We start from the raw sequence: 23,314 nt of genomic DNA on the forward strand, positions 1-23,314 counted from the left end.
CGGGGTGACCGCCCTTCGGCGTCAAACGACTCGCTTACTGGTTGTACGGACCGTAGTCGTAGTCCTCCAGCGGAACGGCCTGGCCGGAGCCCGAGCCGAACGGCGAGTAGTCGATGTCGTCGTAGCCGACGGCCGAGTACATCGCGGCCTTGGCCTCCTCGGTCGGCTCGACCCGGATGTTGCGGTAGCGGGACAGACCCGTACCGGCCGGGATGAGCTTACCGATGATGACGTTCTCCTTGAGGCCGATGAGGCTGTCGGACTTGGCGTTGATCGCCGCGTCCGTCAGCACTCGGGTCGTCTCCTGGAAGGAGGCGGCCGACAGCCAGGACTCCGTCGCCAGCGAGGCCTTGGTGATACCCATCAGCTGCGGACGGCCGGAGGCGGGGTGTCCGCCCTCGGTGACCACACGACGGTTCTCGGTCTCGAACTTCGACCGCTCGACCAGCTCGCCCGGCAGCAGCTCCGCGTCGCCGGACTCGATGATCGTCACGCGGCGCAGCATCTGCCGGATGATGATCTCGATGTGCTTGTCGTGGATCGACACGCCCTGCGAGTTGTAGACCTTCTGGACCTCGCCGACCAGGTGGACCTGGACCGCGCGCTGACCGAGGATCCGGAGCACGTCGTGCGGGTTGGTGGCACCCACGGTGAGCTTCTGGCCCACCTCGACGTGGTCGCCCTCGCCCACCAGCAGACGGGCACGCTTCGAGATCGGGAACGCCGTCTCGTCGCTGCCGTCGTCCGGGGTGACGACGATCTTCTTGGTCTTCTCGGTCTCCTCGATGCGGACGCGGCCGGCCGCCTCGGAGATCGGGGCGACACCCTTGGGCTGGCGCGCCTCGAAGAGCTCGACGACACGGGGCAGACCCTGGGTGATGTCGTCACCGGCCACACCACCGGTGTGGAAGGTACGCATCGTCAGCTGGGTGCCGGGCTCACCGATGGACTGGGCGGCGATGATGCCGACCGCCTCACCGATGTCGACCAGCTTGCCGGTGGCGAGCGAACGGCCGTAGCAGAAGGCACAGGTGCCGACGGCGGACTCACAGGTCAGGACCGAGCGGGTCTTGACCTCCTCGACGCCCGCGTTGACCAGGGCGTCGATGAGCACGTCACCCAGGTCGACGTTGGCCGGCGCGATGACCTTGCCGTCGACGACGACGTCCTCGGCGAGCATCCGCGCGTACACGGAGGTCTCGACGTCGTCCGTCTTCCGCAGGACACCGGCCTCGTCCTTGGCCGCGATCCGCAGCTTCAGACCGCGCTCGGTGCCACAGTCCTCCTCGCGGATGATCACGTCCTGCGAGACGTCCACCAGACGACGGGTCAGGTAACCCGAGTCGGCGGTACGCAGGGCGGTGTCGGCGAGACCCTTACGGGCACCGTGCGTCGAGATGAAGTACTCGAGGACGGAGAGGCCCTCGCGGAAGGACGCCTTGATGGGACGCGGGATGGTCTCGTTCTTCGCGTTCGACACCAGACCACGCATACCGGCGATCTGCCGCATCTGCATCATGTTTCCTCGGGCACCCGAGTCAACCATCATGAAGATGGGGTTCGTCTTGGGGAAGTTCGCGTTCATCGCCTCGGCGACCTCGGTGGTCGCCTTGGTCCAGATCGTGATGAGCTCCTGCGTGCGCTCTTCCTTGGTGATCAGACCGCGCTCGTACTGCTTCTGGACCTTCTCGTCCTGCGCCTCGTAGCCGGCGACGATCTCCTTCTTCGCCTCGGGAACGACGACGTCGGAGATGGCCACGGTGACACCGGAACGGGTCGCCCAGTAGAAGCCGGCCGCCTTCAGGTTGTCGAGCGTCGCCGCCACGATGACCTTGGGGTAGCGCTCGGCGAGGTCGTTGACGATCTCGGAGAGCTGCTTCTTGCCGACGGAGTAGTCGACGAACGGGTAGTCCTCGGGCAGCAGCTCGTTGAAGAGCGCACGGCCCAGGGTGGTGCGCAGGCGGAACGAGTCCCCCTGCTGCCACTCGGGCTCGTCCTCCTCGCGCGCCGGCGGGGTCCAGCCGCGCGGCGGGATGGTGCCCACCGGGAAGCGGATGTCGATCGGCGACTGCAGCGCGAGCTCGCCGGCGTCGAACGCCATGATCGCCTCGGCCGTGGAGCCGAACGCGCGGCCCTCGCCCTTGGTGTCACGGAGGTCGCCGTCGGTGGTCAGGAAGAACAGACCGAGGACCATGTCCTGGGTCGGCATCGTGACCGGGCGGCCGTCGGCCGGCTTGAGGATGTTGTTCGAGGACAGCATCAGGATGCGGGCCTCGGCCTGCGCCTCCGCGGAGAGCGGCAGGTGGACGGCCATCTGGTCACCGTCGAAGTCCGCGTTGAACGCGGTGCAGACGAGCGGGTGGATCTGGATGGCCTTGCCCTCGACCAGCTGCGGCTCGAAGGCCTGGATGCCGAGGCGGTGCAGCGTGGGCGCACGGTTCAGCAGGACCGGGTGCTCGGCGATGACCTCTTCGAGGACGTCGTACACGACGGTCCGGCCGCGCTCGACCATCCGCTTCGCCGACTTGATGTTCTGCGCGTGGTTCAGGTCGACCAGGCGCTTCATCACGAACGGCTTGAAGAGCTCCAGCGCCATGGCCTTCGGCAGACCGCACTGGTGCAGCTTGAGCTGCGGGCCGACGACGATGACGGAACGCGCGGAGTAGTCCACGCGCTTGCCGAGCAGGTTCTGACGGAATCGACCCTGCTTGCCCTTCAGCATGTCGCTGAGGGACTTCAGCGGACGGTTGCCGGGGCCCGTGACCGGGCGACCGCGACGGCCGTTGTCGAAGAGGGCGTCGACCGCCTCCTGGAGCATCCGCTTCTCGTTGTTCACGATGATCTCGGGGGCACCGAGGTCGAGCAGGCGCTTCAGACGGTTGTTGCGGTTGATCACACGGCGGTACAGGTCGTTCAGGTCGGAGGTCGCGAAGCGGCCACCGTCCAGCTGCACCATCGGACGCAGGTCCGGCGGGATCACCGGCACGCAGTCGAGAACCATGCCCTTGGGGCTGTTCGCGGTCTGCAGGAACGCGGAGACGACCTTGAGGCGCTTGAGCGCACGGGTCTTCTTCTGGCCCTTGCCGGTACGGATGATCTCGCGGAGGCGCTCGGCCTCCTCCTCCAGGTCGAAGGACTCCAGGCGCTTCTGCAGCGCCGCGGCACCCATCGAGCCGTCGAAGTACGTGCCGAAGCGGTCACGCAGCTCGCGGTAGAGGAGCTCGTCGCCCTCCAGGTCCTGGACCTTGAGGTTCTTGAAGCGGGACCAGACCTCGTCCAGACGGTCGATCTCGCGCTGCGCGCGGTCGCGCAGCTGCTTCATCTCGCGCTCGGCGCCCTCGCGCACCTTGCGACGCACGTCGGCCTTGGCGCCCTCGGCCTCCAGCTCGGCGAGGTCGTTCTCGAGCTTCTTGGCGCGGGCCTCCAGGTCGGAGTCGCGACGGTTCTCGATCTGCTGGCGCTCGACGGAGACGTGCGCCTCCAGCGAGGGCAGGTCGCGGGTGCGACGCTCGTCATCGACGTACGTGATCATGTACGCCGCGAAGTAGATGACCTTCTCCAGGTCCTTCGGGGCGAGGTCGAGCAGGTAGCCGAGGCGCGACGGGACGCCCTTGAAGTACCAGATGTGGGTGACCGGGGCGGCGAGCTCGATGTGGCCCATCCGCTCGCGACGCACCTTGGCGCGGGTGACCTCGACGCCACACCGCTCGCAGATGATGCCCTTGAAGCGGACGCGCTTGTACTTGCCGCAGTAGCACTCCCAGTCCCGGGTCGGACCGAAGATCTTCTCGCAGAAGAGTCCGTCCTTCTCGGGCTTCAGGGTGCGGTAGTTGATGGTCTCCGGCTTCTTGACCTCGCCGTGGCTCCACTGACGGATGTCGTCAGCGGTGGCCAGACCGATCCGGAGCTCGTCGAAGAAGTTGACGTCGAGCACTATGCGTCAATCCCTCTCAGGGTTGTAAGGCTGTGGGTCTGATACGGGGGTCTTGGGGCCGGCGGGGGGACCGTCATCGGTCCCCCCGGCCGGACTCCCGTCAGACCTCTTCGACGCTGCTCGGCTCGCGCCGGGACAGGTCGATGCCGAGCTCCTCCGCTGCGCGGAAGACGTCCTCGTCGGTGTCGCGCATCTCGATGGACATGCCGTCCGAGGACAGCACCTCCACGTTGAGGCACAGGGACTGCATCTCCTTGATGAGCACCTTGAAGGACTCGGGGATGCCGGGCTCAGGGATGTTCTCGCCCTTGACGATGGCCTCGTAGACCTTCACGCGGCCGGTCACGTCGTCGGACTTGATCGTCAGCAGCTCCTGGAGGGCGTACGCGGCGCCGTAAGCCTCCAGCGCCCACACCTCCATCTCACCGAAGCGCTGGCCACCGAACTGGGCCTTACCACCCAGCGGCTGCTGGGTGATCATCGAGTACGGGCCGGTCGAACGCGCGTGCAGCTTGTCGTCGACCAGGTGGTGCAGCTTGAGGATGTACATGTACCCGACCGAGATCGGGTCCGGGAACGGCTCGCCGGAGCGGCCGTCGAACAGCCTCGCCTTACCGGTCGGGAGCACCATGCGCTCGCCGTCGCGGTTCGGGATGGTGTGCTGGAGCAGGCCCGCCAGCTCGTCCTCGCGCGCGCCGTCGAAGACCGGGGTGGCGACGTTGGTGCCGGGGGCGACCTGGTCGGCGCCGATCGCCTGGAGGCGCTGCGCCCACTCGTCCGCGAGGCCGGAGACGTCCCAGCCGCGGCTGGCGAGCCAGCCGAGGTGGATCTCCAGGACCTGTCCCGGGTTCATTCGGGACGGGACGCCCAGCGGGTTGAGGATGATGTCGACCGGGGTGCCGTCCTCCAGGAACGGCATGTCCTCGATCGGGAGGATCTTCGAGATGACGCCCTTGTTGCCGTGACGGCCGGCGAGCTTGTCACCGTCGGTGATCTTGCGCTTCTGGGCGACGTAGACGCGGACCAGCTGGTTCACGCCCGGGGGAAGCTCGTCGCCCTCCTCGCGGTCGAAGACGCGGACGCCGATGATCTTGCCGATCTCGCCGTGCGGCACCTTGAGCGAGGTGTCACGGACCTCACGGGCCTTCTCGCCGAAGATCGCGCGGAGCAGGCGCTCCTCCGGGGTCAGCTCGGTCTCGCCCTTCGGGGTGACCTTGCCGACCAGGATGTCGCCGGCGACGACCTCGGCACCGATGCGGATGATGCCGCGCTCGTCGAGGTCGGCGAGGACCTCCTCGGAGACGTTCGGGATGTCCCGGGTGATCTCCTCGGGGCCGAGCTTGGTGTCACGGGCGTCGACCTCGTGCTCCTCGATGTGGATCGAGGAGAGGACGTCGTCCTGCACGAGGCGCTGCGACAGGATGATCGCGTCCTCGTAGTTGTGGCCCTCCCACGGCATGAACGCGACGAGCAGGTTCTTGCCGAGCGCCATCTCGCCGTCTTCGGTGGCGGGACCGTCGGCGAGGACCTGGCCCTCGATGACGCGGTCGCCCTCGTCCACGACGACCTTCTGGTTCACAGAGGTGCCCTGGTTGGAGCGGGAGAACTTGTGCAGGCGGTACGTGATGTACGTGCCGTCGTCGTTGGCGACCGTGATGTAGTCGGCCGACAGCTCCTGGACGACACCGTCCTTCTCGGCCTTGAGCACGTCGCCGGCGTCGGTGGCGCAGCGGTACTCCATGCCGGTGCCGACGAGCGGGGCCTCCGACTTGATGAGCGGAACGGCCTGGCGCATCATGTTCGCGCCCATGAGGGCGCGGTTGGCGTCGTCGTGCTCGAGGAACGGGATCATGGCGGTCGCGACCGACACCATCTGGCGCGGCGAGACGTCCATGTAGTCCACGTCCGACGGCTCGACGTAGTCGACCTCGCCGCCGCGCTTGCGGACCAGGACGCGGTTCTCGGAGAAGCGGAGCTCGTCGTCGAGCGCGGCGTTGGCCTGCGCGATGACGAAGCGGTCCTCCTCGTCGGCGGTGACGTAGTCGACCTCGTCGGTGACCTGGCCGTCGACGACCTTGCGGTACGGCGTCTCGATGAAGCCGAACGCGTTGACGCGGCCGTACGAGGCGAGCGAACCGATCAGACCGATGTTCGGGCCTTCGGGGGTCTCGATCGGGCACATGCGTCCGTAGTGGGACGGGTGCACGTCTCGGACCTCGAAGCCGGCCCGCTCACGGGACAGACCACCGGGACCCAGCGCCGAGAGACGACGCTTGTGCGTCAGACCCGACAGCGGGTTGTTCTGGTCCATGAACTGGGACAGCTGGCTGGTGCCGAAGAACTCCTTGATGGAGGCGACGACCGGCCGGATGTTGATCAGGGTCTGCGGCGTGATCGCCTCGACGTCCTGGGTGGTCATCCGCTCGCGGACGACGCGCTCCATGCGGGCCAGACCCGTGCGGACCTGGTTCTGGATGAGCTCGCCGACGTTGCGCAGACGACGGTTGCCGAAGTGGTCGATGTCGTCGGTCTCGACGACGATCTCGTTGCCGTTCTCGCCGAGCGTCTCGGTCTCGCCCGCGTGGAGCTTCACGAGGTACTTGATCGTGGCGATGATGTCGTCGGTGGTGAGGACACCGGCGTCCAGCGGCTCGTCGGCGCCGAGCTTCTTGTTCACCTTGTAGCGGCCGACCTTCGCGAGGTCGTAGCGCTTCGGGTTGAAGTAGAGGTTCTCGAGCAGCGTCTGAGCGGCCTCGCGGGTCGGCGGCTCGCCCGGACGGAGCTTGCGGTAGATGTCGAGCAGCGCGTCGTCCTGGCCCTGGGTGTGGTCCTTCTCCAGGGTGGCACGCATGGACTCGTACTCGCCGAACTCCTGCAGGATCTGCTCGGTGGTCCAGCCGAGGGCCTTCAGGAGGACGGTGACCGACTGCTTGCGCTTGCGGTCGATGCGGACGCCGACGAGGTCGCGCTTGTCGATCTCCATCTCCAGCCAGGCACCCCGGGACGGGATGATCTTGGCGGAGAAGATGTCCTTGTCGGAGGTCTTGTCGATCGACGAGTCGAAGTAGACGCCCGGCGAACGGACCAGCTGCGACACCACGACGCGCTCGGTGCCGTTGATGACGAAGGTGCCCTTGTTGGTCATGAGCGGGAAGTCGCCCATGAAGACCGTCTGGGACTTGATCTCGCCGGTCTCGTTGTTGGTGAACTCGGCGGTGACGAAGAGCGGGGCGCCGTACGTGAAGTCACGGTCCTTGCACTCGTCGATCGAGTTCTTCGGCGGCTCGAAGCGGTGGTCGCGGAAGGTCAGCGACATCGACCCGGAGAAGTCCTCGATCGGGGAGATCTCCTCGAAGATCTCCTCCAGACCGGACTTCGTGGGGACGTCCTGTCCCGACTCAAGGGCAGCCTCGACGCGAGCCTTCCAGGCGGCGTTGCCGAGCAGCCAGTCAAAGCTCTCGGTCTGCAGCGCGAGGAGGTTCGGAACCTCGAGGGGCTCCTTGATCTTTGCAAAGGAGATGCGCAGCGGGGCGGTGCTTGCGCCGTTGTTCGTATTGGTCGAGGCGTTGCGCGAGGCGGCCAAGAGGGGGTCCTTCCGAGGGCTCGGACTCACTACGCGCGTACCGGTCCCCAGCAAGGCTTCATGGCAGACTTTTCCTGAACCGGCTAAAAGGCCAGGTCAGAAGGGGTCGACGTACGAAGCTGATGCGAAGGTATGCCCCTGGTGACGGGCAGGGGGCAGCTAACAGGCAGCGCAAAGGGTCAGTGTAGCCACTTGGCTCACTGATGTCCAGGGCGAGTTCTTCGCGACCCTCGTTGCTCTCAACTCCGCGGTACCCCGCGCCGTACGGCGCACCTCGATACTGCCCGTTCGGTCGTCGATCCATGCCTCGGAAAACGGATCGATGTGACGACGCGTCCTGAGAATTGCGCGCTGCGTGCGGTTCGTCAAGGGCCCCGACCCGCGGGGCGCACGGCGAAGATCACCATACTCCGCCTCCGGAGGCCCCCGGGACGCCCGCCACGCCCCTTCCGGAGAACGCCGAGAGGCGACCACCCAGATGGATGATCGCCTCTCGGGGCCTCCGTGTTACACGGGGGCGTGAGTCAGCTCAGCGACTCGAAACGGTCTTACTTGACCGTGACGCTGGCGCCGGCGGCCTTGAGGGACTCGGCAGCCTTCTCGGCGGCCTCCTTCGCGACCTTCTCGAGGACCGGCTTCGGGGTGCCGTCGACGAGGTCCTTGGCCTCCTTGAGGCCCAGGGAGGTGAGCTCGCGCACGACCTTGATGACCTGGATCTTCTTGTCGCCGGCACCCTCGAGGATGACGTCGAACTCGTCCTGCTCCTCGACGGCCTCGGCACCGGCGGCCGGGGCACCCGGGCCGGCAACGGCGACGGCCGCGGCGGCGGTGACGTCGAACTTCTCCTCGAAGGCCTTCACGAACTCAGAGAGCTCGATGAGGGTCATCTCCTCGAACTGGGCGAGGAGGTCGTCCTGAGAGAGCTTCGCCATGATGGGCGATCCTTCCACTAATTCGGCAGGTGCCGGATGTATGTAGAGGCGGGCGTAACGGCCCGCTGCGACCCGCGCGCGAGAGCGGCGCGGATCAATGCGCGAGCCGAATTACTCGGCACCGCCCTGCTCGGCGAGCTTGACGCGAAGCGCTTCCGCGGTGCGGACGAACTTCGACGGCAGCGCCTGGAAGAGCGAGGCAGCCTGGGACTGCTTGCCCTTGAACGCGCCGGCCAGCTTGCTGAGCAGAACCTCGCGGGACTCGAGGTCCGCAAGCTTCTTGATCTCGTCGGCGGTCAGCGCCTTACCGTCAAGGACACCGCCCTTGATGACGAGATTCGGGTTCTCCTTGGCGAAGTCACGAAGACCCTTCGCCGACTCCACCGGGTCACCGGTGATGAAGGCAGCGCCCGTCGGACCGGTGAACTGGTCGTCGAGCGAGGTGATCCCGGCCTCGTTGGCCGCAATCTTGGTCAGCGTGTTCTTCACCACGGCGTACTGGGCGTTCTCACCGAGCGAACGACGCAGCGTCTTGAGCTGCGCCACGGTGAGACCCCGGTACTCGGTCAGCACGACGGCGTTCGAGCTCTGGAACTTGTCCTTGAGCTCGGCTACCGCGGCAGCCTTGTCGGGCCTTGCCATGAGCGTCGGCCTCCTTCCGGGTGATGGGACCGCGCAGAAGGGGCTGAACAAAACAAAACGCCCCGGGCGCAGGCGCACGGGGCACAGCTCGACCGAATCGAAGGATTCGGGAACTCTTCCACAGTCACCTGCGCGGGTCGCTCGCATCTCAGCGAATCCTTCGGCCACCGCACCCTGAAGGCGCAGCGACGACCAGCGGTCTTTGGCTTCTCCGAAAGAGTACGCGACCGGTTCGGCTTCGGGCAAATCCGCCCTGGCCGAGGCCCTTCAGCAGCTCGAAGAGATCCATGGTGTCCGCGGCCGGCGGGGCCTGGACGGCTGCCTTGACGCCGTAGTCGCCGCAGTCGGCCCGGACCTGCACGGCGCCCTCGGCCCTCTTCCTACCGCTGTCCCTGCGCGCCGGGTAGCCGTCCTCGGTGACCCGGGGCTCGGTGTCGTAGCCCTTGAGGTCCGCCTTCGCATCCCCGTCGCCCTGGCAGCCCGCGACGCCCGTTCCTGTGACGGCCGCGGTCGTCAGGACGCCCCCACGCGCCTCCGTGCGGACTTGCTCATCGGTGTCCCACCCCGTTGGTTCGTGTCCTGACGGTCTTGTGAACCGCAGCAAAGAGCCGGCCCCGCACCTCCGGAGAGGTGCGGGGCCGGCTGACCACTCAGCGAGTCCGTGGGACTCAGACCGCGGCCGGGTCCTCCTCGACGAGGAGGTTGCGGGTGCGGTTGGAGTCCAGCGGGATGCCGGGGCCCATCGTCGTCGTGAGGGTCGCCTTCTTGATGTAGCGACCCTTCGCGGCGGACGGCTTCAGACGGAGGATCTCCTCCAGCGCCGCGGCGTAGTTCTCGACCAGCTTCGTCTCGTCGAAGGAGACCTTGCCGATGATGAAGTGCAGGTTCGAGTGCTTGTCGACGCGGAACTCGATCTTGCCGCCCTTGATCTCGTTGACGGCCTTCGCGACATCGGGGGTGACGGTGCCGACCTTGGGGTTCGGCATGAGACCACGCGGGCCGAGGACGCGGCCGAGGCGGCCGACCTTGCCCATGAGGTCCGGGGTGGCCACAACGGCGTCGAACTCGTTCAGGCGGTTGCCCTTGGAGATCTCGTCGATGAGCTCGTCGGAACCGACGATGTCGGCGCCCGCGGCGATCGCGGCCTCGGCACGCTCACCGGTCGCGAAGACCAGGACCCGGGCGGTCTTGCCGGTGCCGTGCGGAAGGTTCACGGTGCCACGGACCATCTGGTCGGCCTTGCGCGGGTCGACACCCAGGCGGAAGGCGACCTCGACGGTGCCGTCGAACTTCGTGGTGGCGGTGTCCTTGGCGAGACGGACGGCCTCGAGGGGGGCGTAGTTCCGCTCGCGGTCGACCTTGGCGTCCGCGCTGCGGAGAGCCTTGCTGCGCTTCACTGCTTCTCCTGTTGTTTCAGGTGTGGAGTCGTGGTGCGGGCCGCGCCGGCCCTACCACTGGGGTCAAACGGGGGTGATCAGCCCTCGACCGTGATGCCCATGGAGCGGGCGGTGCCAGCGATGATCTTGGACGCGGCGTCCAGGTCGTTGGCGTTGAGGTCGGGGAGCTTGACCGTGGCGATCTCGCGGACCTGGGCGGCCGTGAGCTTGGCGACCTTGGTCTTGTGCGGCTCGCCGGAGCCCTTCTCCACACCCGCGGCCTTGAGGATCAGCTTGGCGGCCGGCGGGGTCTTGGTGATGAAGGTGAAGGTGCGGTCTTCGTAGACCGTGATCTCCACCGGCACGACCATGCCGCGCTGCGACTCGGTCGCAGCGTTGTAGGCCTTGCAGAACTCCATGATGTTGACGCCGTGCTGACCCAGCGCGGGGCCGACCGGCGGGGCCGGGTTGGCCGCACCGGCGTTGATCTGGAGCTTGATAAGCCCCGTGACCTTCTTCTTCTTGGGAGGCATTGCTTTCTCTCCGGGTCCTAGTGAGAGTGTTCAGCCCGTCATCCGGTCATCCGGATGCAGGCATACCGCACAACGATAACGGGTATGGTCGTGCGGCTAAAAACCGAGCAGGTCAGAGCGTCTCCCGCGTGCGGGAAGCACTCCTCGGGAGTGCCGCTCTGACCTGGTCGGAAGGCGGTGAGATCAGTTCTTCTGGATCTGGTCGAAGCTGAGCTCGACCGGGGTCTCGCGACCGAAGATCTCGACGAGGCCCTTGACCTTCTTCGAGTCCGGGTTGATCTCGTTGATCGTGGCCTGGAGGGTCGCGAACGGACCGTCGGTGACGGTGACCGAGTCGCCGACCTCGAAGTCCAGGACCTGAACCTCCAGCTTGCGGGCCGGAGCCGGCTTGCCCTCGGCCTCGGCGGCCTCGCGGGCGGCCTTCTCCTCGGCCTCCGGGGCGAGCATCTTGACGATCTCGTCCAGGGTCAGCGGGTACGGGTCGTAGGCGTTGCCCACGAAGCCGGTGACGCCGGGGGTGTTGCGGACGACGCCCCAGGACTCGTTCGTCAGGTCCATGCGGACGAGGACGTAGCCCGGGAGCTTGTTCTGCTTGACGTTCTTCCGCTCGCCGCCCTTGATCTGGACGATCTCTTCCTCGGGGACCTCGGCCTGGTAGATGAAGTCCTCGACGTTGAGCGAGACGGCACGCTGTTCGAGGTTGGCCTTCACGCGCTTCTCGTAGCCCGCGTAGGTGTGGATGACGTACCACTCGCCGGGCAGGGTGCGCAGTTCCTCGCGGAGCGCGGCGACCGGGTCGACCGGGGCGGCCGGCTCGGCCTCCTCCGCGGTCTCTTCCTCGGCGGCCTCGACCTCGTCGACCTCGTCAACCTCGACGGCGGCCTCTTCGGCAGCGTCCTCAGCAGCAGCGTCGGCCTGGTCCTCGGCGGCGGCCTCGACGGTGTCCAGCTCGTCCTTGACGGACTCGGACTCGAAGGCGTCGTTCAGGTTCGCGTCAGACACGGTGGCTGCTTCTTCCTGCGATACAGATGGGTGGAACAAAAAGTCAGCCGAAGACGTACTTGACTGCTTCCTGGAAGCCATAGTCAATCACGGTGACAAGGCCGATCATGATGACGACGAAGACAATCACCACGGTGGTGTACGTCGTCAGCTGGCTGCGCGTGGGCCAGACGACCTTGCGGAGCTCGGCGATGATCTGGCGGTAGAAGAGCGCGAGGCGGCCGAAGGGGCCCTTCTTTCCGCGCTTCCCGCCCTTGCGGGACTTCTTCTTCGACTCTGTGGTCTCGTCGTCGGCATCAGGCATGTCGATGGAGCCTACGGCGTCCGTCACGATCTCTCACCTGATTCCGGGTCGGCCGTGCCGCGCCCGGGTGGAGCCGCACGGCGGTGCAATGAAGTACGTACATGCGCACAACACCTGGCGGTGTGTGTAGCAGGGCCGGAGGGACTTGAACCCCCAACCGCCGGTTTTGGAGACCGGTGCTCTACCAATTGAGCTACGACCCTTTGTCGGTTCCCCTAACCTACCGCATCCTGAGATGTGGTCGGTGCGGGCCAACGAGCAGTGAGCATACGTGGTCATGGGCCCCTACGTCGAACAGAAAGCGCGCCGACCTGCCGACGGACGCGCGTACGACCGGGAATGACCGTTCCTGTCCGGTCCGTGAAACCTGTGTGCCGGGCCTCGACGGGGTCTGGGACGATGGCCCGTATGAGCGCTGCTACCCCTCCCACCGAGCGCCGGGTCTCCGCCCGGATCGGTGCGATCTCCGAGTCCGCCACCCTCGCCGTCGACGCCAAGGCCAAGGCCCTCAAGGCCGCCGGTCGTCCGGTGATCGGCTTCGGCGCGGGTGAGCCCGACTTCCCGACGCCGGACTACATCGTCGAAGCGGCCGTCGAGGCCTGCAAGAACCCGAAGTACCACCGCTACACGCCGGCCGGTGGCCTGCCCGAGCTGAAGGCCGCGATCGCCGCCAAGACGCTGCGCGACTCCGGCTACGAGGTCGACGCCTCCCAGATCCTGGTGACCAACGGCGGCAAGCAGGCGATCTACGAGGCCTTCGCCGCGATCCTCGACCCGGGCGACGAGGTCATCGTCCCGGCCCCGTACTGGACGACCTACCCCGAGTCGATCCGCCTCGCGGGCGGCGTGCCGGTCGAGGTGGTCGCCGACGAGACCACCGGCTACCGGGTGTCGGTGGAGCAGTTGGAGGCGGCCCGCACGGAGAAGACCAAGGTCGTCCTCTTCGTCTCCCCCTCGAACCCGACCGGCGCGGTCTACAGCGAGGCGGACGCCGAGGCGATCGGCCGCTGGGCCGTCGAGCACGGCCTGTGGGTCATGACCGACGAGATCTACGAGCACCTGGTCTACGGCGAGGCGAAGTTCACCTCGCTGCCGGCGATCGTGCCCGAGCTGCGCGACAAGTGCATCGTGGTCAACGGCGTGGCGAAGACGTACGCGATGACGGGCTGGCGCGTCGGGTGGATCGTGGGCCCGAAGGACGTCGTGAAGGCCGCGACGAACCTGCAGTCGCACGCCACGTCCAACGTGAGCAACGTCGCGCAGGTGGCCGCGCTCGCCGCGGTCTCCGGCAAGCTGGACGCGGTGGCGGAGATGCGCACCGCCTTCGACCGCCGCCGCCAGACGATCGTGCGGATGCTGAACGAGATCGAGGGCGTGTACTGCCCGACGCCCGAGGGCGCGTTCTACGTGTACCCCTCGGTGAAGGGTCTGCTCGGCAAGGAGATCCGCGGCAAGCGTCCGCAGGACTCGGTCGAGCTGGCCGCCCTGATCCTGGACGAGGCCGAGGTCGCGGTCGTCCCGGGCGAGGCCTTCGGCACCCCGGGCTACCTGCGCCTCTCGTACGCGCTCGGTGACGAGGACCTGGTGGAGGGCGTGTCCCGGATCCAGAAGCTCCTCGCCGAGGCGACCGACTGACGCCGCTCGCGACGGGCCCCCGGTTCTGCGGAACCGGGGGCCCGTTTTTGCGTTCTAGCAAGGTCCCGATCGGGGAAAAGGGGTGTCTTGGTCCATTCGGGTGCGGCAGGATCGGCCAATGCTGGCCTTTTCAGGGGAACGCACCCCGACCACCCAGGACGCCCCGCGCGACATCGCCCTGCTGCCCAAGGCCCATCTGCACCTGCACTTCACCGGTTCGATGCGGCCCACCACGCTCATCGAGCTGGCCGACAAGTACGGCGTGCACCTGCCGGAGGCCTTGAGCAGCGGTACGCCCCCGAGGCTACGGGCGACCGACGAACGCGGCTGGTTCCGCTTCCAGCGGCTGTACGACATCGCCCGCTCCTGTCTGCGCGCGCCGGAGGACATCCAGCGGCTCGTCCGGGAGGCGGCCCAGGAGGACGTCACGGACGGCTCGGGCTGGCTGGAGATACAGGTCGACCCCACCTCGTACGCCCCGCACCTCGGCGGGCTCATCCCGGCGCTGGAGGTCATCCTCGACGCGGTCGACGCGGCCTCGCGCGAGACCGGCCTCGGGATGCGGGTGCTGGTCGCCGCGAACCGGATGAAGCACCCGCTGGAGGCGCGTACGCTCGCCCGGCTCGCCGTGCGGTACGCCGACCGGGGCGTGGTCGGCTTCGGGCTCTCGAACGACGAGCGGCGGGGCATGGCCAGGGACTTCGACCGTGCCTTCGCGATCGCGCGCGAGGGCGGCCTGCTCGCCGCCCCGCACGGCGGCGAGTTGACGGGGCCGGCGTCGGTCCGGGACTGCCTGGACGACCTGCGGGCGGCCCGGGTCGGTCACGGGGTGCGGTCGGCGGAGGATCCGCGGCTGCTGCGCAAGCTCGCCGAGAGGGGCGTGACCTGTGAGGTCTGCCCGTCGTCGAACGTGGCCCTGGGCGTGTACGAGAAGCACGAGGACGTCCCGCTCCGGACGCTCTTCGAGGCGGGGGTGCCGATGGCGCTGGGCGCGGACGACCCGCTGCTCTTCGGTTCCCGGCTGGCCGCCCAGTACGAGATCGCCCGCCGGCACCACGCGTTCACGGACGCGGAGCTCGCGGAGCTGGCGCGCCAGTCGGTGCGGGGCTCGGCGGCCCCCGAGGACGTGCGGACGAAGCTGCTCTCGGGGATCGACGACTGGCTGGCGCTGCCGGTGGGCTGACCCCCTTCGGCGGTGCCGCGCGGAGGGCGGCGGGACCGCGTGCGGGGCGTCAGAGGGTGACGCCGACCATCACGGGTTCGTTGACCAGGGTGATCCCGAAGGCGTCCCGGACGCCCGCCACGACCTCGCGGGCGAGGGCGAGCAGGTCCTCGGTGCTGGCCTCGCCGCGGTTGGTGAGGGCGAGCGTGTGCTTGGTCGAGATCCGGGCGGGCCCGGAGCCGTACCCCTTGGTGAAGCCGGCCCGGTCGATGAGCCAGGCCGCCGAGGTCTTCACGGCGCCGTCCTCGCCCGCCGGGAAGGCCGGCGGGGCGACGTCGGGGCCGAGTCGCCCGGCCACGCGCGCGAGGAAGGCCGTGTGCTCCTCAGCCGTGAGGATCGGGTTGGTGAAGAAGGAACCGGCGGACCAGGTGTCGTGATCCGCGGGGTCCAGCACCATGCCCTTGCCGGCGCGCAGCCGCAGCACGGTCTCGCGGGCGGTGGCCAGCGGCACCCGGTCACCGGCCTCGACGCCCAGGGCGCGGGCGGTCTCGGCGTACTTGATCGGCGCGGAGAGCCCGCCGGCGTCCTCCAGCCGGAAACGGACCCGGAGCACGACGTACCGGTCGGGCTGGTCCTTGAAGAGGCTGTGGCGGTACGAGAAGGCGCACTCGGCGTTGGCGAGGGTGACCGTCTCCTCGGCGCGGCGGTCGTAGGCGACGACCTCGGTGATGGTGGCGGAGACGTCCTGCCCGTAGGCGCCGACGTTCTGGATCGGGGTCGCGCCCGCGGAGCCGGGGATGCCCGCCAGGCACTCGATCCCGGCGAGCCCGGCCTCGACGGTCCGGGCCACGGCGTCCGTCCAGACCTCGCCGGCGGCGAGCTCCAGGCGGGTCCCGTCGAGCGAGAAGCCGGTGGTGGCGATGTGCAGCGCCGTGCCGTCGAAGCCCTTGTCGCCGACGATCAGGTTGGAGCCGCCGCCGATGAGCAGCAGCGGGGTCCCGGCGGCGTCGGCCGCGCGGACCGCCGCGATGACCTCGTCGTCGGTGGTGGCGGTGACGAGCCGGGTGGCGGGGCCGCCGAGCCGGAAGGTGGTCAGGGGCGCGAGGGGGGCGTCTGCGATCTGCTGCACGGGCTCAAGGGTACGGGCCCGCCGCTTCCGCGACGGGCCCGTGGCGCTCCTGCGGTCAGGCGAGGCGGACCACGGCCCGGGACATGCCCAGCACCTTCTGGCCGGCGCTCACCGCGGTGATGTCGACGCGCACCCGCTGGTCGTCGAGCTTGGCGGCCACCTTGGCGCTGACCTCGATCTCGGCGCCCTCGTCGTCGTTGGGGACCACGACCGGCTTGGTGAAGCGGACCCCGTACTCGACCACGGCGGCGGGGTCGCCGGTCCAGTCGGTGACGACACGGATCGCCTCGGCCATGGTGAACATGCCGTGGGCGATGACGTCCGGGAGGCCGACCCCGACCGCGAACTTCTCGTTCCAGTGGATGGGGTTGAAGTCCCCGGAGGCGCCGGCGTACCGGACGAGCGTGGCGCGGGTCACGGGGAAGGTCTGCGCGGGCAGCTCGGTGCCGACCTCGACCTCGTCGTAAGCGATCCTGGCGGTCATGGTCAGGCCCCCTCGGGTGCACGGGAGACGAGCTTGGTCCAGGCGGTGACGACGTGCTCGCCGGAGGCGTCGTGGACCTCGCCGCGGATGTCGAGGATGTCGTTGCCGGCGAGGGACTTGATCGCCTCGATGGTGGAGGTGACCGAGAGCCGGTCCCCGGCCCGCACGGGCCTGGTGTAGGCGAACTTCTGGTCCCCGTGGACGACCCGGCTGTAGTCGAGGCCGAGCTGCGGGTCCTCGATGACGGCGCCGGCGGCCTTGAAGGTGATGGCGAACACGAAAGTCGGCGGGGCGATCACATCGGGGTGTCCGAGCGCCTTGGCGGTTTCGGCGTCGGTGTACGCGGGATTGGCGTCACCGATCGCTTCGGCGAATTCGCGGATCTTCTCGCGGCCGACTTCGTAGGGCGCGGTGGGCGGATAGGTCCGGCCCACGAAGGACTGGTCGAGCGCCATGGACTCGATACCTCCTGCTGGATTTTTTGCCGATGTCGTCGGTGTTGCCGATAGTGGCGACAAACGACACGAGGCCGCCCCCGAGTGGGGACGGCCTCGTGTACGAGCCTGGTTAGCGCGTCTCGCGGTGCGCCGTGTGCGAGTTGCAGCGAGGGCAGTGCTTCTTCATCTCAAGACGGTCCGGGTTGTTGCGCCGGTTCTTCTTGGTGATGTAGTTCCGCTCCTTGCACTCCACGCAGGCCAGCGTGATCTTCGGGCGGACGTCGGTGGCAGCCACGTGAGTGCTCCTTGACGGACGGATAGACGGATGAACGCATAGAAGAGTAGCCGATCGCAGGACCGACCCCACAATCGGCTACTATCTGTAGCGGTGACCGGACTTGAACCGGTGACACAGCGATTATGAGCCGCTTGCTCTACCGACTGAGCTACACCGCTTTGATGATCCGGATCCCACCCGAAGGCGGGATCCCTCTCACCAGAGCCCCAATACGGAATCGAACCGTAGACCTTCTCCTTACCATGGAGACGCTCTACCGACTGAGCTATTGGGGCGAGCGAGGAAGACATTACACGGTCTGCGGCCCATCACCCAAATCCGTTTCCGCCCGACCGGGCGACGGCGCTCACCAGGCGTCCCGTACGCCACTCGTGGCCTCATCGGTACGACTATTGCGCTCCTCCTCGAAGGTCGCTCCGGGCGCCCCTAGGCTCGGCCCCACGCTTCGCGATCTTGATCTTGAGGAGCCTTGAGGAGCCCGATGTCAGCCGACAGCAAGCAGCCCCAGCCGCCCGAGGACGGGGCCGCCGCCACCGCCGACTCGACCTCGCTCCTGCTCTCCCGCGCACGGCTCGCCGACGGTCGGACCGTGGACGTCCGCGTGGCCGGCGGACGGATCGAGGCCGTCGGCACCGCGGGCAGCCTCGCCGTCACCGGCGCACGGGTCGACCTCTCCGGGCACCTCCTGCTGCCCGCCGCGGCCGAGCCCCACGCCCACGCCGACACCGCGCTCTCCGCCGACGTGCCCGGCCCCGTCCCGTACTCCACCGAGGAAGTGCAGCGGCGCGCCACCGAGGCCGCGCTGCTCCAGCTGGGCCACGGTGCGACGGCGCTCCGCGCGCACGTGCGGATCGGCGACGTCCAGGGGCTCGGCCCGCTCGAAGCCGTGCTCCAGGCCCGGCGCTCGCTGCGCGGCCTCGTCGACCTGGCGACCGTCGCCGTGCCCCGCCTGCTCACCGGCGTCGCGGGCGCGGACGGACTCGCGATGTTGCGGGACGCGGTGAAGATGGGGGCCTCCGTGGTCGGCGGCTGCCCGGACCTCGACCCGGACCCGGCCGGTTACGTGGAGGCGGTGCTCGACGTGGCGGCCGAGCACGGGGTCCCCGTCGACCTGCACACCGCGGGTGACGACCCGGCCCGGCTCGCCCGTCTGGCCGCGATGGTCGGCGGACTGCGGCCCGGGGTGGCGATCGGGCCCTGCAACGGGCTCGACCGGCTCCCCGCCGATGTGGCGCACCGGGCGGCGGACCGGTTGGCGGCGGCCGGGGTGACGGTGGTGTGCCTGCCGCAGGGCGGGTGCGGGGCGACGGAGCGGCGCGGGGCGGCGCCGGTGCGACTGCTGCGGGCGGCCGGGGTGCGGGTCGCGGCGGGCAGCGGGGCGCTACGGGACGCGTCCAACCCGGTGGGGCGCGGCGACCCGCTGGAAGCGGCCTACCTGCTCGCTTCGCTCGGCGGGCTGCCGCCCGCGGAGGCGTACGGGGCGGTGAGCGCGGAGGCGCGGGCGGTGATGGGCCTGCCCGAGGTGCGGGTGGAAGCGGGCTTCCCGGCGGAGCTCCTCGCGGTGCGCGGCGAGCGGCTGGCCGGCGCGCTGTCCCTCGCGTACAGCCGGATCGTGGTGCACCGGGGGCGCGTGGTGGCGCGGACCAGCGCGGTGCGGGAGTACTGCGACTCGGCAGCGGCCCTGGACCTGCCGCGACAGGTGCGTCCGGCACGGCCGCCCCGGCCGGGGAGCCCCCCGGCCGGTCCCGACGTACGGTCGTGAGTATGCGCATCGTCATCGCTGGAGGACACGGACGGATCGCCCTGCGCCTGGAGCGCCTGCTCTCGGCGGCCGGGCACGAGGTCGCGGGGATCATCCGCAGACCGGAACAGGGCGCCGACCTGCGGGAGGCGGGCGCCGAGCCCGTCGTCCTGGACCTGGAGTCGGCGTCGGTGGAGATGGTCGCCGCCGTGCTGCAGGGCGTCGACGCGGTCGTCTTCGCGGCGGGTGCCGGGCCCGGCAGCGGCCCGGCCCGCAAGGACACGGTGGACCGGGCCGCCGCGGTGCTCCTCGCGGACGCGGCGGAGCGCGCGGGCGTGCGGCGGTACGTCATGGTCTCGTCGATGGGGGCGGACGCCTCGCACCCGGGCGACGAGGTCTTCGACGCCTATCTGCGCGCGAAGGGCGCGGCCGACGACGCGGTCCGCTCCCGCACGCAACTGGACTGGACGGTCCTGCGCCCGGGCGGACTGACCGACGACGCGGGCACGGGAATGGTGCGGCTGGAGGCCCGTACGGGGCGCGGCCCGGTGCCCCGGGACGACGTGGCCGCGGTCCTCGCCGAGCTCCTCGACACCCCCGGCACCGCCGGGCTCACCCTGGAGCTGATCGCCGGATCGGTTCCGCTGTCGGTCGCGGTGAAGGACGTCGCGGGGAACTGACCCCGGGACCACGCACGGGCCTTCCCGTCCGCGCCCCGTCCGCGCCCCGTCCGCGCCCCGTCCGCGCCCGGCAGGCGGGGCGCACGGTGGAGCGGGACCGGTCGCCCGGCGGCACGTGCACACGCAGACGGCCCCTGATCGCGTTTCCGCAGATCAGGGGCCGTTCTTCAAGCGTGGCGACGCCAGGATTCGAACCTGGGTAGGCTAAGCCGACGGATTTACAGTCCGCTCCCATTGGCCACTCGGGCACATCGCCATGGGTTCGCTGCCCTGGTTCCCCGCTGTTCTGCGGTGTTCCCCGGCAACGACGTAAACAATACCTGATCCTCCGGGGTGCTTCGCCACCGGATTGATCAGCGGTTCGGCGGGTGGCTCACCCCCTAGGCTTTGGGGCGTACCCCACAGCATCCGAGCAAGGAGCCACGAGTCATGGCCGACTCCAGTTTCGACATCGTCTCCAAGGTCGAGCGGCAGGAGGTCGACAACGCCCTCAACCAGGCGGCGAAGGAGATCTCGCAGCGCTACGACTTCAAGGGGACCGACGCCTCGATCTCCTGGTCCGGCGAGAAGATCCTGATGCAGGCGAACGGCGAGGAGCGCGTGAAGGCGATCCTCGACATCTTCGAGACCAAGCTGATCAAGCGCGGAATCTCCCTCAAGTCGCTGGACGCGGGCGAGCCGCAGCTGTCCGGCAAGGAGTACAAGATCTTCGCCACCATTGAGGAGGGCATCTCCCAGGAGAACGCCAAGAAGGTCGCGAAGGCCATCCGGGACGAGGGCCCCAAGGGCGTCAAGGCGCAGGTGCAGGGCGACGAGCTGCGGGTCAGCTCGAAGAGCCGGGACGACCTGCAGGCCGTGCAGGCGCTGCTCAAGGGCAAGGACTTCGACTTCGCGATCCAGTTCGTGAACTACCGCTGACCCCGGAAGGTCATGTCCGAATACCGCCAGCCCGGGGCTCGGCGGACCCCGCACACTGGGTCGTGGAAGACCCGTCCGGGGAGAGGAACCAGCCATGACCGTGTACGCATACATCGACGGCCCCCTGGGCGAGATGCTGCTGGTCGGACAGCTCGCCGAAGGGGGCCGGACCGTGTTGCGCTCGCTGTCCCTGCCGGGGCAGAAGGGCGCCGTCGAGCCGGCGGACGGGTGGACGCGCGCCCCGGAGGCCTTCGTCGAGGCGGCCGGTCAGCTGGACGAGTACTTCGCCGGGCGTCGGGACCGGTTCGACCTGCCGGTCGCCGCGGACACCGGCACCGCGTTCCAGCGGCGCGTCTGGCGGGCCCTGGAGGAGATCCCCTACGGGACGACCGTCTCCTACGGGGAGATCGCCCGGCAGGTCGGGTCGGAGGGGCCCGGGGTGCGGGCCGTGGGCACCGCGATCGGACGCAATCCGCTGCTGGTGGTACGGCCCTGCCACCGGGTGATCGGCGCCGACGGCAGCCTGCGCGGCTATGCCGCCGGGGTGGAACGGAAGGAACGGCTCCTGGGGCTCGAAGGGGCCCTCGTGTGACCGAGGGGCTCTTCCCCCGCGAAAGGGCCACGGTGGCCCCGGGGGCGGTGCACGTACCCGCGTGGCTGTCGTTCGCACGCCAGCGGGAGCTGGTGGAGGCCTGCCGGGAATGGGGGCGCGGACCGGTGCCGTACCGGCAGACCGTGCTCCCGGGCGGCGGCGTGATGTCGGTGCGCTCGCTGTGCCTGGGGCGGCGGTGGGTGCCGTACCGCTACCTCGACGCGGTCGGGGTCGAACTGCCGGACTGGCTGGTCGACCTGGGACGGGAGGCGCTCGTCGAGGCGTACGGGGAGCACGGTGGCTTCGCCCCCGACACCGCGCTGGTGAACTTCTACGCGCCGGGCGCGCGGATGGGCATGCACCAGGACCGGGAGGAACGGTCGCCGGCCCCGGTGGTCTCGCTGAGCCTCGGGGACCGGTGCACCTTCCGCTTCGGGAACGAGGAGAACCGCGGCCGGCCGTACCGGGACGTCGCTCTCGCCTCCGGCGACCTCTTCGTCTTCGGCGGTGCTTCGCGGTGGGTCCACCACGGCGTTCCCCAGGTGTTCCCGGGGACCGCCGAGCCGGCGCTCGGCCTGGTGGGGCGCTTGAACATCACGCTCAGGGAGACGGGTCTGGGCCCCCTGCGCGCGGGCTAATGTGCGGAGCATGACATCGGAACTGCGCCGCACCCTCGGCGTCTTCGACGCGGTCGTGATCGGGCTCGGTTCGATGATCGGGGCGGGCGTCTTCGTCGCGCTCGGCCCCGCCGCGGGCGCGGCCGGCTCCGGAGCGGGGCTGCTCTGGGCGCTCGGACTGGCCGCCGCCGTCGCGTACTGCAATGCCATGGCCTCGGCCCGGCTCGCCGCCCGCTATCCCGCTTCGGGCGGCACCTATGTGTACGGTCGCGAACGCCTCGGTTCGTTCTGGGGATACCTGGCGGGGTGGGCGTTCGTGGTCGGCAAGACCGCCTCGTGCGCGGCGATGGCCCTGACGGTCGGCGCCTACCTGTGGCCGGGCCGGGAGCAGCTGGTGGCGGTCGCCGCCGTGGTGGCCCTCACGGCCGTCAACTACGCGGGAGTCCAGAAGTCCGCGCTCCTCACCCGCATCCTCGTGGCGCTGGTCCTCGCGGTGCTCGCCGGCGTCGTCGCGGTCTCGTTCGGAGCCGGTGGAACCGGGCTCCCGGCCTTCGGCGGAGAGGTCGCTGCGGGCGGGGTGCTGCAGGCCGCGGGTTTGCTCTTCTTCGCTTTCGCGGGGTACGCGCGGATCGCCACGCTCGGGGAGGAGGTTCGCGATCCGGCCCGGACCATCCCCCGGGCGGTGCCGCTGGCGCTCGGCATAGCCCTGGCCGTCTACGGGCTCGTCGCGGTCGGCACCCTGGTCTCCCTCGGCCCCGCCGCCCTGGCCCACTCCCCCGCGCCGCTCGCCGATGCGGCCCGGGCGTCGGGCGCCGACTGGTTGGTGCCCTTGGTGACCGTGGGCGCGGCGGTCGCCGCACTCGGCTCACTGCTCTCGCTGATCCTCGGCGTGTCCCGCACGACGCTGGCGATGGCCCGTGACGGATACCTGCCGGCCGGGCTCACCCCGGTGCATCCCCGCTTCCAAGTGCCGCACCGGGCAGAGCTCGCGGTGGGGGCGGTGGTGGCCGTGGTGGCGGCGACGGTGGACGTGCGGGGCGCCATCGGCTTCTCGTCGTTCGGGGTACTGGTCTACTACGGCATCGCGAACGCCTCCGCCTGGACCCTGGGGGGCCGGAACCGCCTCCTGGCCGTGCTCGGGCTCGCCGGGTGCGGCAGCCTGGCCTTCGCCCTGCCCCCCGGTGCGGTGCTGGCGGGCTCGGGCGTCCTGGCGGCCGGGGTGGTGGCCTGGGCGGTCACCCGGGACCGCGCCGCGCCCCCGACTCCATGATCGCGCCCGGGCGCGGCACGGAGCCCCCGGGCCCGGCGTTCGGGC

19 protein-coding genes, 4 tRNA genes and 1 pseudogene are annotated in these 23,314 nt (G+C 69.3%); 8 read left to right on the forward strand and 16 right to left on the reverse strand.

The features are described 5' to 3' along the window. Positions 1–34: 34 nt before the first annotated feature. From ACFW22_RS07775 to ACFW22_RS07815, 9 genes are all read right to left on the reverse strand, one after another. Positions 35–3,934, reverse strand: a complete 3,900-nt coding sequence (locus ACFW22_RS07775) for a DNA-directed RNA polymerase subunit beta' (protein WP_386400363.1) — start codon at positions 3,932–3,934, stop codon at positions 35–37. Between the two features lie 100 nt (positions 3,935–4,034). Continuing rightward, on the reverse strand, positions 4,035–7,517 hold the full coding sequence (gene rpoB / locus ACFW22_RS07780; RefSeq protein ID WP_386400365.1) for a DNA-directed RNA polymerase subunit beta: 3,483 nt from the start codon (positions 7,515–7,517) through the stop codon (positions 4,035–4,037). A gap of 548 nt (positions 7,518–8,065) precedes the next feature. Continuing rightward, positions 8,066–8,449: a 50S ribosomal protein L7/L12 gene (gene rplL, locus ACFW22_RS07785; RefSeq protein WP_266968276.1), complete on the reverse strand. Its 384-nt coding sequence runs from the start codon at positions 8,447–8,449 to the stop codon at positions 8,066–8,068. Between the two features lie 111 nt (positions 8,450–8,560). Next, complete coding sequence (gene rplJ / locus ACFW22_RS07790) at positions 8,561–9,091, reverse strand: 50S ribosomal protein L10 (protein WP_384884515.1); 531 nt, start codon at positions 9,089–9,091, stop codon at positions 8,561–8,563. A gap of 668 nt (positions 9,092–9,759) precedes the next feature. Next, a complete protein-coding gene (gene rplA / locus ACFW22_RS07795; protein ID WP_386400368.1) occupies positions 9,760–10,488 on the reverse strand; it encodes a 50S ribosomal protein L1 in 729 nt (242 codons plus the stop codon). Positions 10,489–10,565: 77 nt separating this feature from the next. Then, positions 10,566–11,000, reverse strand: coding sequence for a 50S ribosomal protein L11 (gene rplK, locus ACFW22_RS07800; protein WP_030687894.1), 435 nt, complete (start codon positions 10,998–11,000; stop codon positions 10,566–10,568). Positions 11,001–11,183: 183 nt separating this feature from the next. Then, positions 11,184–12,002 carry a transcription termination/antitermination protein NusG gene (gene nusG, locus ACFW22_RS07805; RefSeq protein WP_386400370.1) on the reverse strand — a complete coding sequence of 273 codons (819 nt, stop codon included), beginning with the start codon at positions 12,000–12,002 and terminating at the stop codon, positions 11,184–11,186. A gap of 43 nt (positions 12,003–12,045) precedes the next feature. After that, entirely contained in the window at positions 12,046–12,333 is a 288-nt protein-coding gene (gene secE / locus ACFW22_RS07810) for a preprotein translocase subunit SecE (protein WP_384884524.1), read from the reverse strand. A 103-nt stretch (positions 12,334–12,436) separates the two neighbouring features. Further along, positions 12,437–12,509, reverse strand: a tRNA-Trp gene (locus ACFW22_RS07815). A 205-nt stretch (positions 12,510–12,714) separates the two neighbouring features. On the opposite strand from ACFW22_RS07815, the gene ACFW22_RS07820 reads away from it, so the two are divergent. Beyond that, positions 12,715–13,941 carry a pyridoxal phosphate-dependent aminotransferase gene (locus ACFW22_RS07820; protein WP_386400373.1) on the forward strand — a complete coding sequence of 409 codons (1,227 nt, stop codon included), beginning with the start codon at positions 12,715–12,717 and terminating at the stop codon, positions 13,939–13,941. Between the two features lie 118 nt (positions 13,942–14,059). Further along, positions 14,060–15,124, forward strand: a complete 1,065-nt coding sequence (locus tag ACFW22_RS07825; protein ID WP_386400375.1) for an adenosine deaminase — start codon at positions 14,060–14,062, stop codon at positions 15,122–15,124. Between the two features lie 49 nt (positions 15,125–15,173). Here ACFW22_RS07825 and ACFW22_RS07830 read toward each other — a convergent pair. The 6 genes and pseudogenes from ACFW22_RS07830 to ACFW22_RS07855 all read right to left on the reverse strand — a co-directional run. Continuing rightward, positions 15,174–16,247: pseudogene (locus ACFW22_RS07830) on the reverse strand (UDP-N-acetylmuramate dehydrogenase); the annotation flags it as partial. 40 nt (positions 16,248–16,287) lie between these two features. Continuing rightward, complete coding sequence (locus ACFW22_RS07835) at positions 16,288–16,716, reverse strand: MaoC family dehydratase (RefSeq protein WP_386400377.1); 429 nt, start codon at positions 16,714–16,716, stop codon at positions 16,288–16,290. 2 nt (positions 16,717–16,718) lie between these two features. Next, on the reverse strand, positions 16,719–17,171 hold the full coding sequence (locus ACFW22_RS07840; RefSeq protein WP_386400379.1) for a MaoC family dehydratase N-terminal domain-containing protein: 453 nt from the start codon (positions 17,169–17,171) through the stop codon (positions 16,719–16,721). Between the two features lie 112 nt (positions 17,172–17,283). Continuing rightward, positions 17,284–17,448 (reverse strand): 50S ribosomal protein L33, encoded by a 165-nt coding sequence (rpmG, locus tag ACFW22_RS07845; protein WP_003956487.1) that lies wholly within the window; start codon positions 17,446–17,448, stop codon positions 17,284–17,286. A gap of 88 nt (positions 17,449–17,536) precedes the next feature. After that, positions 17,537–17,609 (reverse strand) — tRNA-Met (locus ACFW22_RS07850). Between the two features lie 44 nt (positions 17,610–17,653). Further along, a tRNA-Thr gene (locus ACFW22_RS07855) sits at positions 17,654–17,726 on the reverse strand. Between the two features lie 206 nt (positions 17,727–17,932). On the opposite strand from ACFW22_RS07855, the gene ACFW22_RS07860 reads away from it, so the two are divergent. Together ACFW22_RS07860 and ACFW22_RS07865 are read left to right on the forward strand one after the other, a co-directional pair. Further along, entirely contained in the window at positions 17,933–19,213 is a 1,281-nt protein-coding gene (locus ACFW22_RS07860) for an amidohydrolase family protein (RefSeq protein ID WP_386400381.1), read from the forward strand. A gap of 2 nt (positions 19,214–19,215) precedes the next feature. Then, on the forward strand, positions 19,216–19,872 hold the full coding sequence (locus ACFW22_RS07865; RefSeq protein WP_386400383.1) for an SDR family oxidoreductase: 657 nt from the start codon (positions 19,216–19,218) through the stop codon (positions 19,870–19,872). Positions 19,873–20,046: 174 nt separating this feature from the next. On the opposite strand, the gene ACFW22_RS07870 is transcribed toward ACFW22_RS07865, so the two are convergent. Then, a tRNA-Tyr gene (locus tag ACFW22_RS07870) sits at positions 20,047–20,128 on the reverse strand. A 173-nt stretch (positions 20,129–20,301) separates the two neighbouring features. On the opposite strand from ACFW22_RS07870, the gene ACFW22_RS07875 reads away from it, so the two are divergent. From ACFW22_RS07875 to ACFW22_RS07890, 4 genes are all read left to right on the forward strand, one after another. Then, positions 20,302–20,790, forward strand: a complete 489-nt coding sequence (locus tag ACFW22_RS07875; protein ID WP_147980723.1) for a YajQ family cyclic di-GMP-binding protein — start codon at positions 20,302–20,304, stop codon at positions 20,788–20,790. Positions 20,791–20,884: 94 nt separating this feature from the next. Further along, complete coding sequence (locus ACFW22_RS07880; RefSeq protein WP_386400385.1) at positions 20,885–21,382, forward strand: methylated-DNA--[protein]-cysteine S-methyltransferase; 498 nt, start codon at positions 20,885–20,887, stop codon at positions 21,380–21,382. Next, the gene (locus ACFW22_RS07885; protein WP_386400387.1) at positions 21,379–22,020 is read left to right on the forward strand and encodes an alpha-ketoglutarate-dependent dioxygenase AlkB family protein; all 642 of its coding nucleotides are present in this window, start codon (positions 21,379–21,381) and stop codon (positions 22,018–22,020) included. Before ACFW22_RS07880 ends, ACFW22_RS07885 begins: the two co-directional genes overlap by 4 nt. Positions 22,021–22,030: 10 nt before the next feature. Then, on the forward strand, positions 22,031–23,269 hold the full coding sequence (locus ACFW22_RS07890) for an APC family permease (RefSeq protein WP_386400389.1): 1,239 nt from the start codon (positions 22,031–22,033) through the stop codon (positions 23,267–23,269). Positions 23,270–23,314: the final 45 nt, after the last annotated feature.

The organism is Streptomyces sp. NPDC058872 (genome assembly GCF_042743065.1).
Taxonomy (GTDB): domain Bacteria; phylum Actinomycetota; class Actinomycetes; order Streptomycetales; family Streptomycetaceae; genus Streptomyces.

Excerpts from the sequence above, each read along its gene's own strand:
- ACFW22_RS07875 (WP_147980723.1), top strand. The coding sequence starts at position 20,302 with ATGGCCGACTCCAGTTTCGACATCGTCTCCAAGGTCGAGCGGCAGGAG.
- ACFW22_RS07865 (WP_386400383.1), top strand. The coding sequence starts at position 19,216 with ATGCGCATCGTCATCGCTGGAGGACACGGACGGATCGCCCTGCGCCTG.
- rplK (WP_030687894.1), bottom strand. The coding sequence starts at position 11,000 with ATGCCTCCCAAGAAGAAGAAGGTCACGGGGCTTATCAAGCTCCAGATC.
- ACFW22_RS07835 (WP_386400377.1), bottom strand. The coding sequence starts at position 16,716 with ATGACCGCCAGGATCGCTTACGACGAGGTCGAGGTCGGCACCGAGCTG.
- ACFW22_RS07860 (WP_386400381.1), top strand. The coding sequence starts at position 17,933 with ATGTCAGCCGACAGCAAGCAGCCCCAGCCGCCCGAGGACGGGGCCGCC.
- rplL (WP_266968276.1), bottom strand. The coding sequence starts at position 8,449 with ATGGCGAAGCTCTCTCAGGACGACCTCCTCGCCCAGTTCGAGGAGATG.
- rplJ (WP_384884515.1), bottom strand. The coding sequence starts at position 9,091 with ATGGCAAGGCCCGACAAGGCTGCCGCGGTAGCCGAGCTCAAGGACAAG.
- ACFW22_RS07840 (WP_386400379.1), bottom strand. The coding sequence starts at position 17,171 with ATGGCGCTCGACCAGTCCTTCGTGGGCCGGACCTATCCGCCCACCGCG.
- ACFW22_RS07880 (WP_386400385.1), top strand. The coding sequence starts at position 20,885 with ATGACCGTGTACGCATACATCGACGGCCCCCTGGGCGAGATGCTGCTG.
- ACFW22_RS07820 (WP_386400373.1), top strand. The coding sequence starts at position 12,715 with ATGAGCGCTGCTACCCCTCCCACCGAGCGCCGGGTCTCCGCCCGGATC.
- ACFW22_RS07890 (WP_386400389.1), top strand. The coding sequence starts at position 22,031 with ATGACATCGGAACTGCGCCGCACCCTCGGCGTCTTCGACGCGGTCGTG.
- ACFW22_RS07825 (WP_386400375.1), top strand. The coding sequence starts at position 14,060 with ATGCTGGCCTTTTCAGGGGAACGCACCCCGACCACCCAGGACGCCCCG.